Source organism: Tellurirhabdus rosea, assembly GCF_026278345.1.
Classification (GTDB): domain Bacteria; phylum Bacteroidota; class Bacteroidia; order Cytophagales; family Spirosomataceae; genus Tellurirhabdus; species Tellurirhabdus rosea.
In genome coordinates this window covers 3954900-3967640 of the sequence record NZ_CP111085.1, presented here as the reverse complement: position 1 = coordinate 3967640, position 12741 = coordinate 3954900, and the positions used below count along the sequence as shown (strand labels likewise).

General features: G+C 56.6%; 14 protein-coding genes. 7 read left to right on the top strand and 7 right to left on the bottom strand.

All coding sequences use genetic code 11. From position 1 onward, the window contains the following. Positions 1-24: 24 nt before the first annotated feature. The 5 genes from ORG26_RS16800 to ORG26_RS16780 all read left to right on the top strand — a co-directional run bounded on the left by ORG26_RS16800 (position 25) and on the right by ORG26_RS16780 (position 3805). On the top strand, positions 25-1323 hold the full coding sequence (locus ORG26_RS16800) for a serine hydrolase (protein ID WP_266363786.1): 1299 nt from the start codon (positions 25-27) through the stop codon (positions 1321-1323). A gap of 92 nt (positions 1324-1415) precedes the next feature. Continuing rightward, on the top strand, positions 1416-1898 hold the full coding sequence (locus tag ORG26_RS16795; protein ID WP_266363785.1) for a hypothetical protein: 483 nt from the start codon (positions 1416-1418) through the stop codon (positions 1896-1898). 190 nt (positions 1899-2088) lie between these two features. After that, entirely contained in the window at positions 2089-3237 is a 1149-nt protein-coding gene (locus ORG26_RS16790) for a C40 family peptidase (RefSeq protein ID WP_266363783.1), read from the top strand. Positions 3238-3324: 87 nt separating this feature from the next. After that, positions 3325-3486 (top strand): DUF2281 domain-containing protein, encoded by a 162-nt coding sequence (locus tag ORG26_RS16785; RefSeq protein ID WP_266363781.1) that lies wholly within the window; start codon positions 3325-3327, stop codon positions 3484-3486. A gap of 7 nt (positions 3487-3493) precedes the next feature. Beyond that, the gene (locus ORG26_RS16780) at positions 3494-3805 is read left to right on the top strand and encodes a type II toxin-antitoxin system VapC family toxin (RefSeq protein ID WP_266363779.1); all 312 of its coding nucleotides are present in this window, start codon (positions 3494-3496) and stop codon (positions 3803-3805) included. A 2-nt stretch (positions 3806-3807) separates the two neighbouring features. Here the strand turns inward: ORG26_RS16780 and ORG26_RS16775 are convergent, their stop codons facing one another. Beyond that, a complete protein-coding gene (locus ORG26_RS16775) occupies positions 3808-4269 on the bottom strand; it encodes a hypothetical protein (RefSeq protein WP_266363777.1) in 462 nt (153 codons plus the stop codon). A gap of 12 nt (positions 4270-4281) precedes the next feature. Beyond that, entirely contained in the window at positions 4282-5112 is an 831-nt protein-coding gene (locus ORG26_RS16770) for a sugar phosphate isomerase/epimerase family protein (RefSeq protein ID WP_266363775.1), read from the bottom strand. A gap of 121 nt (positions 5113-5233) precedes the next feature. Between ORG26_RS16770 and ORG26_RS16765 the strand changes: the two genes are divergently transcribed. Next, positions 5234-6022 carry an FRG domain-containing protein gene (locus ORG26_RS16765; protein WP_266363773.1) on the top strand — a complete coding sequence of 263 codons (789 nt, stop codon included), beginning with the start codon at positions 5234-5236 and terminating at the stop codon, positions 6020-6022. Positions 6023-6103: 81 nt separating this feature from the next. Here ORG26_RS16765 and ORG26_RS16760 read toward each other — a convergent pair whose 3' ends face one another. Further along, positions 6104-7771, bottom strand: coding sequence for a hypothetical protein (locus ORG26_RS16760; protein WP_266363771.1), 1668 nt, complete (start codon positions 7769-7771; stop codon positions 6104-6106). 34 nt (positions 7772-7805) lie between these two features. Beyond that, on the bottom strand, positions 7806-9020 hold the full coding sequence (locus ORG26_RS16755) for a hypothetical protein (RefSeq protein ID WP_266363769.1): 1215 nt from the start codon (positions 9018-9020) through the stop codon (positions 7806-7808). 235 nt (positions 9021-9255) lie between these two features. Between ORG26_RS16755 and ORG26_RS16750 the strand changes: the two genes are divergently transcribed. Then, entirely contained in the window at positions 9256-9711 is a 456-nt protein-coding gene (locus tag ORG26_RS16750; protein WP_266363767.1) for a DUF2147 domain-containing protein, read from the top strand. Between the two features lie 105 nt (positions 9712-9816). Here the strand turns inward: ORG26_RS16750 and ORG26_RS16745 are convergent, their stop codons facing one another. From ORG26_RS16745 to ORG26_RS16735, 3 genes are all read right to left on the bottom strand, one after another. Next, complete coding sequence (locus ORG26_RS16745) at positions 9817-10869, bottom strand: DUF6268 family outer membrane beta-barrel protein (protein WP_266363765.1); 1053 nt, start codon at positions 10867-10869, stop codon at positions 9817-9819. 72 nt (positions 10870-10941) lie between these two features. Then, complete coding sequence (gene trxA / locus ORG26_RS16740) at positions 10942-11241, bottom strand: thioredoxin (protein WP_266363763.1); 300 nt, start codon at positions 11239-11241, stop codon at positions 10942-10944. 375 nt (positions 11242-11616) lie between these two features. Next, the gene (locus ORG26_RS16735; RefSeq protein WP_266363761.1) at positions 11617-12735 is read right to left on the bottom strand and encodes a hypothetical protein; all 1119 of its coding nucleotides are present in this window, start codon (positions 12733-12735) and stop codon (positions 11617-11619) included. Positions 12736-12741 lie beyond the last annotated feature (6 nt).

Genomic DNA, 12741 nt, shown 5'->3' with positions numbered 1-12741 from the left:
CACAAATAAATACTTGTCTGACAAATGAGTCAATATTTTGCTAATATTTATTTTAGAAAGCCACAACCTGCCAGTCTGCTTGTCTGTCTACTCCTTCTTTTTACGGTCCGGACGGGCGCTTTTGCCCAGAAAGAACGGTCGCTGGAAGATATCCTCCGGGCCAGCCCGGAATTGTTCGGCACGGTGCTGAAACAACCCGACAAGTACGATGTGCAGATTCTGTACACCCGCATCGACCGCGACGCGCAGAACCGGCCTTCGTTCAAAACGTTTCGGTATAAGGTGGATAAAAACCGGTATTTCTACCCGGCCAGTACCGTCAAATTTCCGGCCGTGCTGCTGGCTTTGGAAAAACTGAATGAGCTGAAAAAACCGGGCCTAGACAAGTTCTCGCCCATGCTGACCGACTCGGCCTTTGCCCGCCAGACCGCCGTCCGGACCGACCCGACCGCGGCCAGCGGCTTGCCTTCCGTGGCGCATTACAGCAAAAAAATCCTGCTCGTCAGCGACAACGACGCCTTTAACCGACTTTATGAATTCATCGGCCAGTGTGATTTTAACGAGCGGCTGTACCATAAAGGCTACAAAGATCTGCGCATCGTCCACCGGCTGTCGCTGCCGATGACGCCCGACCAGAACCGGCATACCAACCCCGTTCGCTTTCTGGGGAAAGACAACAGGCCCGTCTACAGCCAGTCCGCGCAGGTTTGCGACAAGGTGTACCGGCCACAGGCCCCCATCAGACGGGGCATCGGCTACCTGCGGGGCGATTCGCTCGTTCGGCAGCCGTTCGATTTTACCGACAAAAACTACTTCGCCCTCGAAGAGCAGCAGGAGATGCTGAAGGCCGTGCTCTTTCCGGAATCCGTGCCGGCCGGCCGCCGTTTCAACCTCACCGAGGCCGATTACCGGTTTCTTTACCAGTACCTGTCCCAGCTTCCGCGCGAAACAACCTTCCCGAAATACGACTCAACCTACTACGACAGCTACTGCAAGTTTCTGCTGACCGGCGACAACAAAAGACCCTTTCCGAAAGGGCTTCGGATTTTCAACAAAGTGGGCGACGCCTACGGCTATCTTATTGACAATGCGTACATTGTGGATTTCGACAAAGGCGTCGAGTTCATGCTCGCGGCCGTTATTTCCTGCAATTCGGACGGCGTTTTCAACGACGACAAATACGATTACGACTCGGTTGGCTTTCCGTTTATGGCCAATCTGGGCCGGGTGATCTACGATGCGGAAGTCAAACGGAAGCGGTCGCGCAAGCCGGACCTGTCCCGGTTTCAGGTTCCGTATGATACACTTAAACCGGTAAAATAAACGACTCACGCAGGGTCCGATTGGCCGCCGGGCAGGGTGGTGATAGCTTTGTATCGTTAATCAAACACAAACTATCACACACAACAAATGCTATGAAAAAGTTAATCGCATTCCTGCTCATTCTCGCCTCGCTTACGGCCTGCAAAAAAGAAGCTGACGTTACGCCGGAACCCGAAACCGAGACCCCGACCAACAGCAGCAAAGGAGCCGCCGCCACGGTCGCCGGATCGTACAAACTTACATCGTTCTACCTGACAATCAACGGCGAAGACTACAACCTGCCTACGTTGCCGCAGGTGCAGAACGGCAAGACGGTCGCTGCGGGCACGACCGTTCTGAAAGCGACCGGCACCGACAAGGTGGACCTGGCTTTCAATCTCAAAATGGAAGATTCGGAAGACCTGGAGTTCGATCTGGAAGACCTGGAAGTAAAGAAGGTCGGCAAGGTGTACGGCCTGTTCCTGGAAGGCGAACGGATTGGTGATGCCGACGGCTCAAACATCATTTTCAACCTCAGCAGCAAGGATTCGGACACGAACGAAGAGCTGACGATCAAGTTCACGGCGAAAAAATAATTCCTGTTTTTAGCCAACGGGCTTGCCGATATAACCAGAAATCCTACTTTTAGGCACTTTTTCATTCTATCCACAACATCAATAGGCAGAGCGTTCGCAAGGGCGCTCTGCCTTCTTTTTTGCCGTCCGGCTCCCGATGGTGCAATTCTTCCGGACTCCGCTTATTTTTGCCCTTTATTTTGCCTATTCCATGACACGCTTCGTCTCCCTTTTCGTCGCCTTTCTTTTTCCCCTGGCAGGCTTTACCCAGTCGATTTCCGGCACCATCGAAACCGTCCGGCAGCAGTACGCGCCGGATAAACGGGTCGCCATCTTCCAGATTTCTGCCGATTCGGCGGGGCGGCTGACGGGGAAAACGAATCTGCCGGAAGCCCGCCAGACCTTGCTGGCCCGCCTTTCGGCCCAAGGCCTTTTGGTTCAGGACCACATCGACGTGCTGCCCGCGGCGGTGCTGGGCGAAGAAACCTACGCCATCGTCAACAATTCGGTAGCCAACCTCCGCTCCAATCCGCGCGAGGCCGCCGAACTGGCGACGCAGGCCCTGCTCGGCATGCCGCTGCGGGTCTGGGACAAGGAACGGGGCTGGTATCTGGTACAAACGCCCGACCGCTACATTGCCTGGGTGGACTTCGGCGGGCTGCAACGCATGAAAAAAGCCAATTTTGACCGTTGGGAACAGGCCGAAAAGATCATTTACACAAGTCCGTTCGGCTTCTGCTATTCCGAACCCAGCACGGCTTCCCAGACGGTTTCGGATCTGGTAGCGGGCAATCGGCTCGTTCTGGAGAAGGAAGAAAAGCGGTTTTTCCGGGTGCGGTACCCCGACGGGCGCAGCGGTTACGTCGCGAAAGCGGAAGCGAAGCGGTACGCCGACTGGCTGAAGACCGCCCGACCCACCGAGGAGGCGCTGGTGAGCACGGCCAAACGGCTCATGGGCATTCCCTACCTCTGGGGCGGCACGTCCGTCAAAGGCATGGATTGCAGCGGCTTCACCAAAACGGTCTACTTCCTGAACGGGCAGACGCTTTCGCGCGACGCCTCGCAACAGGTTCACGAAGGCGAAACCGTCGAAACGCCGGGCAAAACCTTCGCCAGCCTGCGCCCCGGCGACCTGCTCTTTTTCGGCGAACCGGCCACGGCCGACAAGCCCGAGCGCGTGGTGCACGTCGGAATGTGGATCGGCAACAACGAGTTTATTCACGCCTCCGGCAAAATCCGCGTCAGCAGCATGGACCCCGCCGCTCCGAATTTTGAGGAAAGCGAGCTCAAGCGGTTTCTGCGAGCGCGGCGGGTGCGTGCGGATTCGGTTTCTCAAACGAGTCTAAAAGGCACAAAATAAGCCCGTATCCGTTATATTTAGGTAAACGGTAAAAGCGAAAACCATGCTGACAACCACCGCGGGCATCTACGAGAATGGCCAGATTCAATGGACCGAAACGCCGCCAACGCAAAAAAAGTAAAAGTCATGGTTACGTTTCTGGAAGAAGTTGAAAAGCCTGCAAGGCGCGTTGGAGGCTCCCTGAAAGGCCAAATCCACGTGCCGAATGACTTTAACGAGCCTCTGGATGATTTAAAGGATTACATGTAATCTGCCTATGCCTGCCTACTTAATTGATACCCAGGTGTTGCTCTGGTTCCAGAAAGACCCTACGCTGCTGCCGGAACGGGTTCGGTTGATTATAGAAGATGGAACAAACGAAATATGGGTTTCGCAGGTCAGTTTTTTTGAGATTGCCATCAAAATGAAAGTAGGCAGCAAGCCACCCGAATTCAAACTCTCAATTGAGGAATTGATACAGCAAACGGTCCGTGATGAATTCGGTATTTTGTCCATTAGCAACGACCATATAAGTACTTATTCTTCCGTCCCGTTATTTCCCAATCACCGCAACCCAGCGGTAGCCTGACGTTAAGCTGTGACACGCTCCCGTTTCTCCACGGGCTCATCTTCCCAGATTACCAGCCGCAGAAAAAGCAGCGTGGCAAACAAGCCGAAAAGGGCCGGAAAAACCGAAGCCGGGCCCTGGTAAAGGCCGTTGCCCAGCGCTGAATCGGAATAACGGAAATCGAGGTAGGTGTAATAGGCGTGAACGACAAACAGCAGCCTTGCCATCCAGCGCCTGAACCGCTGCCCTTCGCCATACAGACCCAGCACAATCAGGACCAGCCCCAGCACGATCATGTGCGTGTAGACCCACTCAATGGCGTTGTGGTAGTGCGGGGAATCGAGCGTAGGCTGCGGCACTCTGAATTCGGCCATACTGACCATCAGTCCCTTCGCAAAAAGGCTTCCGGCCATCAGCACGTCGAGGATTCCGATGGTGAGACAGATGGCCCTGAAGCCGGGCAGAAACTTCCGGAACGTTGCCATGACGGTTTGGGCTTACATCACCGTCCGCAGGAACGCCACACTCTGCGGCACCTGCTCCAGCGAACGCGAGGACTCATCTTCGATGAAAAAATGCTTCACCCCGGCCTTACGGGCCGCTTTCATGATGTCGCTGATGCCGATGTCGCCCTGACCGAGCACGACGTTCGTCTCTACATCCGCCTGACCGGTGGCGTTGCCGGGGGTGCCGGGCCGACGGTCTTTCAGGTGAACGAGCGGAAAGCGTTTGGGGTAGTTTTGCAGCAGCACGATGGGGTCCTGTCCGGGGTGTTTCACCCAAAAGACATCCATTTCAAAATTGACGTATTTGGGATCGAACTGCTCCACAAAATATTCAAAGAACGAGCGGTTCTCGAACTTCTGAAACTCGTAGCCGTGCAGGTGATAACAGAGCGAAAGGCCGTTGTCGCGCAGGAGCCGCCCGGCGGTATTGAACGTCTCGACGGCCCGGTCGGCGTCCTGTTTGGTAAACGTATCGCCGTTATGCGGAATCCAGAAACAGGTGACGTACTTCGCTCCCAGCGCCTTCGCCTGCTGGATGACGGCCGGGACATTGCGTTCCAGATCCGCAAATTCCGCGCTGCTGCCGATTACTTTCAGGCCGCTCTGGTCCAGCAGCTTCCGGAATTCAGCCACCGGCAACCCGAACGTTCCCGCCGTTTCGACCTCGCGGAAGCCCATCGCCCGGACCTTCGCCAGCGTACCGGGCACGTCGGCCTTGAACTGTTCGCGGAACGTGTACAGCTGGATGCCTACAGGGGAAGACGGCTGCGCCAGGAGCGGAGACGCCAGCAGCATCAGAAAGAAGAAGCACAACGATTTCATGGTCAGGGTCGGTTTCCCGCTAAAATCTGCCTTTTTTCGGGAAAAGTAAATAGCTTTCGGAGGCTACTTTCAACAAAAGCACGGGGAGCCAGGTTGGTCCAGTACAGAAATGGACTGACGCATGGAGGAGACCCGGATTTCGAGCTGGAATGACCTGATGGATGCCCTTTACGAAGGGGCCTGGATGCCCGACATCCGGCGGTTCCGCTCGCCGTTTGCTTTCCGGGGCCTTCCCGATGTTCAGTATAATCTGGCCACGTCCCTGATGCGGCTCGGGGGAAACTACGCCGACCTGGAAGGGCACCTTCTCCGGAATTTCAAAAAATACGCCCACCGCGATGTCGTGCAGCGTGATTCGTACTGGCACTGGCTTTCGGTGGCCCAGCACCACGGACTGCCCACGCGGCTGCTCGACTGGACCTTTTCGCCGCTGGTGGCCCTGCACTTTCTGACGGCGTCCATTGACATGTACGACCGGGATGGCCTGATCTGGTGCGTCAATTACCGCCGGGCGCACGAATGCCTGCCCGAAGCCCTGAAGAACAAGCTGACCTGCGAAGGAGCCGATATTTTTACGGTGGAAATGCTAACCGAGATCGAATCGCTGGTGGCTTTCGACCGGCTTTCCGGCGAGGCCGACCCGTTCGCTCTATTCTTCGAACCTCCTTCGCTCGACGACCGCATCGTGAACCAGTACGCCATGTTTTCGGTCCTTTCCAGCCCCGCCATCGGCATGGACACCTGGCTGGAATCGCATCCCGACCTGTGCCGCCGCATCATCGTTCCCGCCAGCCTCAAATGGGAAATCCGCGACAAACTCGACCAGGCCAACATCAACGAACGCGTCCTCTTCCCCGGCCTGGATGGCCTGAGCCTGTGGCTGAAACGGATGTACTTTCCTTTGGAATGACTGAATGATTGAGTGACTGAATTGCTCCGCAGAGGTCAGCTTAACGGAGCAATTCAGTCAGTCAGTCACTCAATCATTCAGTCAGTCCTTTACCTGTACATCAAACGCGCCTGTCTGCACTTTGCCCAGGCGGCGGACCTGGACCCAGATGCGGTAGTGGCCGGAGCGCGGGAAGGCGTACGGGAACGCGACCATGTTGGCGACTTTCATGTCGTGGTTCATGCCCGGCATAGCGGCCATCAGCAGCTTGTTTTTCTGCGCTTCGGGCATGGTTTTCAGGCTGGCGACGAAGGTGTCTACACTGTCGCGGAAGCGTTTGGGGTCGGGGAAATGGAAGGCCCGGCTGGTGTCGGCAATGCGGCCGGTCATCGACTCTTCGGCCGCCATCGAATACGTCCCGACGGGGTGCAGGTGGATGTACACCGTCCCGTCCGAACGAATAATGGCCGCGTGGCCGTTCATGCCGAGGTACGGCTCCAGCGGCGCGGGTTTGCCCCGCTCGTCGGCCACGGCAAACTTCAGGGTGTACAGTTTACCGGCCTGCACCGTCTGCGGCTTGTCGTTCCAGAACATCGTACTGCCGTCCTCCAGCTTGGTACTGGCACCGGGTTTTCCGCAGAGCACCATGTCGTCGTCGAGGTGCGGCACGCCTACCGCGTTCGATTTGACGCCCATAGGCTCGGTAAGAAGCCAGCTGTCGTCGGCGTCGGACGGCTTCCGGGCGGCGGCCTGCGCGGCGGATTGTTTCAGAAAAGGCAGTTCCACCGTGTCGGTCAGCGTTTCGGTATAGCCGCTTCGGTAGACCACGTCGGCATACAGCAGGTATTTTCCGCCCGGCAGATTGGGCAAAGCCGACCTAAAATGCGTGGTGTCGCGCCGGTCGGGGTGCAGATGGGCGAAAGCATCCAGCCCCGGCACCCGAACCAGAAAGGCGTGCATCAGTTTGCCGTGATCCGGCACCATGAAACTGAGCGCCCGGCGGCGCTGCCAGTTGTGCGCAAATCCGGTGGTATCCAGCGTGAGCGTCAGGGCTACCGTCCCGTTTTCCGGCACGGCTTTGGCCGTCATGGGCATCGGCTTGTAGAGGTTAAAGCTCAGATACTCTTCCGTTTCGGCATTCCACCAGCTTCGCCAGCCCGCCAGAATCAGGACCATCACCACCGTGCCGATCGCCATACCGACCATCCGTTTGCGGCGAAAAGCGGTCGGCGGCGCCAGTCCCGGTTTGAGGGTGCCGTCGGAGAGACTGGCCCCCACGATGGTAATCATGAGCACCACCAGCAGCAGTCCCAGCGCCGCCAGCCCGGCCCCGGTTCCGGCGGGCATGGTCCGTACGGCCGTTGCGACGGCCACCACCGGAGCGACCACCGTCGCCTTCCCGTCCGGCCCGTCGAGTTGCAGTTCGACCGAGGTCGAGCCGCTGTCCATGAACCAGACCACGCCTTCGAAACGGCCTTTCTCAACGGCTTTCAACTCGTCGTGCACCGGCGCGCCTTCGTCGCCCGTCCGGAAGTAGATCGGTCGCGCCAGCACGGCGTTCACGCGGCCTTCTTCAACAATCATCGTTACTTTGGCCGTCCCCGGCACCACGTCCGGCGGCTCCACACTGACCAGCACCCGGTATTTGCCCGCCTGCTTCTGAACCAGCACCCCCGGACTACCGACATGCGCCAGAACCGGATTCACCAGTTGAAAGAAAAAAAGAGCAGTTATGATAAGGGCAAGGAGCCCGCTTTTCCAATTATTCATAATTCTTAATTCTTAACTCTTAATTCCCACCTGTTTACCGTTGAACCCGTTTCATCCAGTTGCCCCACAGCAGCCCAATCCGGGCCGAGACCATCGCCGCAATTAGAGCAATGCCGATGCCCTGCCAGAACTGCGCCACCGTATCGCCCCAGTACGGGTGGAATTTGTAGCGGTAAGGCCAGTTCGGATCGTTGTCGTACGCCCAGGCATCGCTCAGGAAAAATCCGTTCCGGGCGTAGGGCGATTCTTGCAGAAACCCGCCAAAATTCCACTGAACCGCCCCAAAAACGGCCACAAAGGCGGCCCCGGTCAGCGCCGCCAGCAGCCAGTCGTTCAGCTTTCCGGAATAGCGCCGCATGAGTACATCCAGCACGAAGCCCGGCACCGGCAGCAGCAGCGGAAACATAAACGCCTGGTAATGCGTGATCGGGTTCATGACCGGCCCCAGACGCGGGGTGGCGGGAAACAGGGGCAAAATCCAGTTGGGAATCAGGATGGTCAGCATGTAAAAGGCCGTGATGCTCGTGATGGGATACCGCAGCAGCGACGCCCGACCGACCGCCAGCAGAAAAAACGGAAAGATGACCGCAGCCGTGATGTAATACGCCGAATCGTGGGAAGCCCAGCGGCCCATGTTTTCCGAAAAAAGCGTGTACAGGACGCTCAGCAGCAGTCCGGCCGAAATCGTGAACAGCCAGCGCAGTCGCATTTCCCGACCCTTGTTTTCGATCAGTCCTTCCCGGCTCCGGTTTTGCAGAGCCAGCACCCCGATCATGGCACCAAACTGCGCCATCATCATGCCCAGCACCAGCACCGTATGCGGCGGGGTCAGGATTTCGACGTCCAGCCCGTAAGTGTTGTGCCACCAGTCGTCGAAGGGGGCCGAGGTGAGCATGGCAATCGCGCCCCAGACGCAGAAAAGCGCCCCCAGCGAACCGTGGAAAACGCCCCAGAACCGCACCGATTCGGCCCGTCCGGGGTGGTTTCTGAGAAAAGTCAGTTGCAGAATCTTGAAGCCGGAAAACAGCCCCGCGACGACCGCGCCGACGTAAATCAGCAGGTGCGGCGGCGAAAAAAGCCCGTCACGGCCAATGCTGATGTGCCACATGATGTCCCAGAGCAGCCCCCACACAATGCAGAGCGACGAGAAGACAATGGCATAGATGTAGGTCGGAATGCCGAGTCGCCAGTCAACGGCCCGTTCGGCCGATTGTCCGACCGACGAATAGGAAGGAAGCGCGGATTGCATGGTAGAGAAGGTTCGTGTTGTCGTTAAATGTAAAAAACTTTCAGAGAAAAAGCCGCAGCCGGCCGGCCGACCCGGTGCGTTCAGGACACTGTTACCTCCCGCTACCCCTACTTTATAATCCTGTTTATTTCAGAAAAAAGGCAAACAACTCAAAAGTTGTCGTCTACAAACTAAAAGTTTTACTTTTAAATTAGTAAGTATAATTTTACCCCATCAATTTAAAAATCACAGAAATATGACGAAGCGCGTAAACTGGGTGTTTGGCTGTCTGCTGTTGCTGTTTCTCCACGTCCCGGCCTGGGCCAATCCGGATGCGGTACTGGGTGTATGGAAAAACGGGGAAGGAACCGGCATGGTGCAGATTTACAAAAAAGGCGACAAGTACTTTGGCCGGATCGTCTGGCTGAAAGTGCCCACCAACCCCGACGGAACTCCCCGAACGGACATCAACAACCCGGACGAAAAACTTCGCGACCGCCCCCTGAAAGGCCTCGAAAACCTGCGTGACTTCCTCTTCAAAGGCGAAGGCAAATGGGAAGAAGGCCGCATCTACGACCCCAAAACCGGCAACGACTACGCCTGCGAAATGAAACTGGTGGACGAAAACACCCTCGAAGTCCGCGGCTTCATCGGCGTTTCCCTCTTCGGCCGGACAGACGTGTGGAAGCGGCAGATTAAGAAAAATAGTTAAAAGTGAAAAATTAAAAGTTAAAAGTAGGGCTCTGCACATCCAGGATTTGAGATGGCAGAGCCCTACTTTTAACTTTTAACTTTTAATTTTTCACTTTTAATTCTGCTAAGGGCTTACCAGGTTGAGGCTTACGTTGAAATAGAGCGGGTTGCCGAGGCGGTTTTCGAAGATTGGCTTTTCGTTTCGGGCGGGGTTCTGCGTGGCAAAAGCGTCGAATCGCCAGTTGTAGCGGTAGCCCAGTTGGGCCGATAGCCAGACAAAGCCCGACAGCTGCCGCTCGAACGTGATGCGCGGTTTCAGCTCGCCCCGACGCACAAAAAGGTCGCTGTCGTTGACGCGGCCGAGATAGTAGGCATTCCCTTCGATTTCATAGCCCAGCATCAGGAGCGATTGCGTCCCGAAACTGCGCCGCAGATTGACGCGGGCCGGGAATATGGCCTCCACACCCCATTTCTGATTGAAGGTCCGGTTGTAGAACAGCACCGGAATGTGCAACAGCTGACCGGCCCGGTAGGTGCGGGTCAGGCCCAGTCCCCACATAAAATTGTCGTCGGGCTTCCAGCCGTAGATGGCCGTGCCGCTGTACGTAGTCGATTTCCCGATGTTCAGTTCGTCCAGACGGCGGTAGTTGCCGTTCACGTCGGCGCTCGCCTGGAAAATCAGGAAGTGCCGGTTGTCGAGGGGCTTGAAGACGGTGGCGTTGATGCCGGTGCTCCGCAATCCGTGGTCGAGGGCGTTGAAGAACCGCGACCGCTCGGTCTGCAGGTCACGGAGGCCCGTGTTCCAGTAGGTCAGCCCGAGGTTCAGGATAAAGCTGGAGCGGGAAATCACCGGCGAGTTAAAGCCCAGCCGCAGCCCGCGGTATCCCCGAACCGGCGCTTCCTGCTCCCGCAGGGCCGTCGTATTGTCGTGCGCTCCGTAGGCCGCCAGATCAAAGCTGCCCTGACCTTCGTAGCCGACCGAAATCAGCTTGGTCGGGCTTAGGTACAGCACTTTCTGGGTGCAGAAGGTTCTGACCTTTTTATCGTCGGCATCCCCGAACTCATCAAAATTGAGTTCTTCCGTCGATGACGTTTGGGTGGAATCGGTCTGAGCCAACAGCGGGGGTGCCGCCAGCAAACCGATTATCAGCCAAAGGCTTAGGAAAGTCTGTTTCATACAAAGAATCGACCATTGAAAGTTTTACTGTCAAATATAACAGCTATCATTCAATAGTCAATTCTCCGCCGGTCAGCCCAAGATTTTCTGCACCGTTTTTTCCAGTTGGGCCAGCGGCATATAGCCCGACTGCCGCCAGACGATCTGGCCTTTCCGGAACAGAATTAGGGTCGGCACGCCCTGGATGCGGTATTGCGTCGCCGCTTTCCGGCTTTTATCAATATCGACTTTGATGACTTTGACTTTTCCTTCCTGACGACGGGCAAATTCCTGAAGAATCGGAGCCAGCGCCTTACAGGGGCCGCACCAGGTGGCGTAGAAATCCACCAGCACGGGTTCGTCGCCTTTGATAAGTTCGGTGAATGAAGACATGGAATGTGGGGGTTGAATGTTGAACGTTTAAGGTTGAAGGTTGGGAGGTTTCGGGTCGGAGTTTATAGTTTAGAGTTTGGAGAGTATAGTTTATGGTTTAAGCTTTTTAGTTTGAGTTTAGGGTTTAAAGTTTGGAGTGGCGTTGTTGTGGACATTTTCTGCGGTTGGCCGTCGCGTAGCGACCCAATGTTTGTAGCCTTCAAGGGCCCGATGGCCTTTTGCGTGCCGTAGGTAGGCTACAATCCTGAGGGTGGCGTACCTACGGCACGCGGAGCGTATTGCGCCTTTTCTACAAACATTGGGTCGCTATGCGACAAAAGGCTTCTACACCCAAATGCGTTCAACTATAAACCATAAACTTTAAACCTTCAACCTTCAACGTTGAACCCACTTACTGGACAGCAACCCCTGCGTCTGCTCTTCGGCGCGGTGGAGTTCGTCCATGATTTTGCGGTTCCAGCGATCCTGTTCGCCGGGCAGGAGGCCGTGCTGCGTCTCGGCATCGTACTGTTCCTGGCGGCGGTTCATGTCGCGGAAGGCATCCAGATACAGAAACTGAAGCCGGCTGCTGTAGTCCTCGGCGTCCATATCGTCGTCAACCAGAATCCGCTGCTTGAACCGCTCAACCACCAGTTTAACCAAGTCAAAATGCCGTTGTTCGTGCAGGAGATAATAGCCGTTATGGTCCGCCGCCGCCAGGGACGGATTGACCCAGGACATGCTTTTCTGCACGTAGGTTTTAAACGTCAACTCGACCTGGAGATATCCGTTGATCCAGCGAGGCTTGCCTTCGTAGGAAAACGACGCAAACACCGCCGCTCCGTTTTTGCCCGGCCGCGGTTTGCCCCCAAAATCAGCCCAGGTCAGCGGGCGTTTCGGGCTGTAAAAGACCGTATCGCTGTCTTTCAGATTCTGGGTATAATCCTTAAAAACAAACCGGACGCCTTTGACCAGCGCCGTGGCCTCGCGGTTGGCCGGCAGCCAGTCGGCCAGGTAGTTCATGGCATTTTCGACCGCCCGGCGCGCCACCCCACCCAGCGGAGCCGTCTGGCTGACCGAGCGGACGTATTTGGTTTCGTTCGTGTACGACGTCAGCGGGACCAGCTTCTGATCCCGGAACGTTTTGAAGGCAAGCGAAATCTTGAACGAGCCGTCGATCCGGCCGTCGGGGCGCAGTTGTTCGCTGTAGGCAAAGGTCCGCACCTGCACCACCACGGGCACACGCGCACTGTCGGCCCGAAAACCGGGTTTCAGCACCTGCGAAAGTGTCCGTTCCAGGCTCTCCGGAAAGCGGGCGGCTACCGTTTGCTGCGGCCCGGTCAGCAGGGTCCCGAGCGAAGCGCTGACCGGCCGCTGGTCGTCCACGGCCGCGATGGAAAAAGCCGGTTTTGGCGTCCGGATGGGGTCCTGCGAAAAGGCAATGACGCCCGGATTCAACTGCCAAACGGCTGAGAGATAAGTCCAGAACGTGAGTATGAATGCAAGGTGTGTCACGATTGC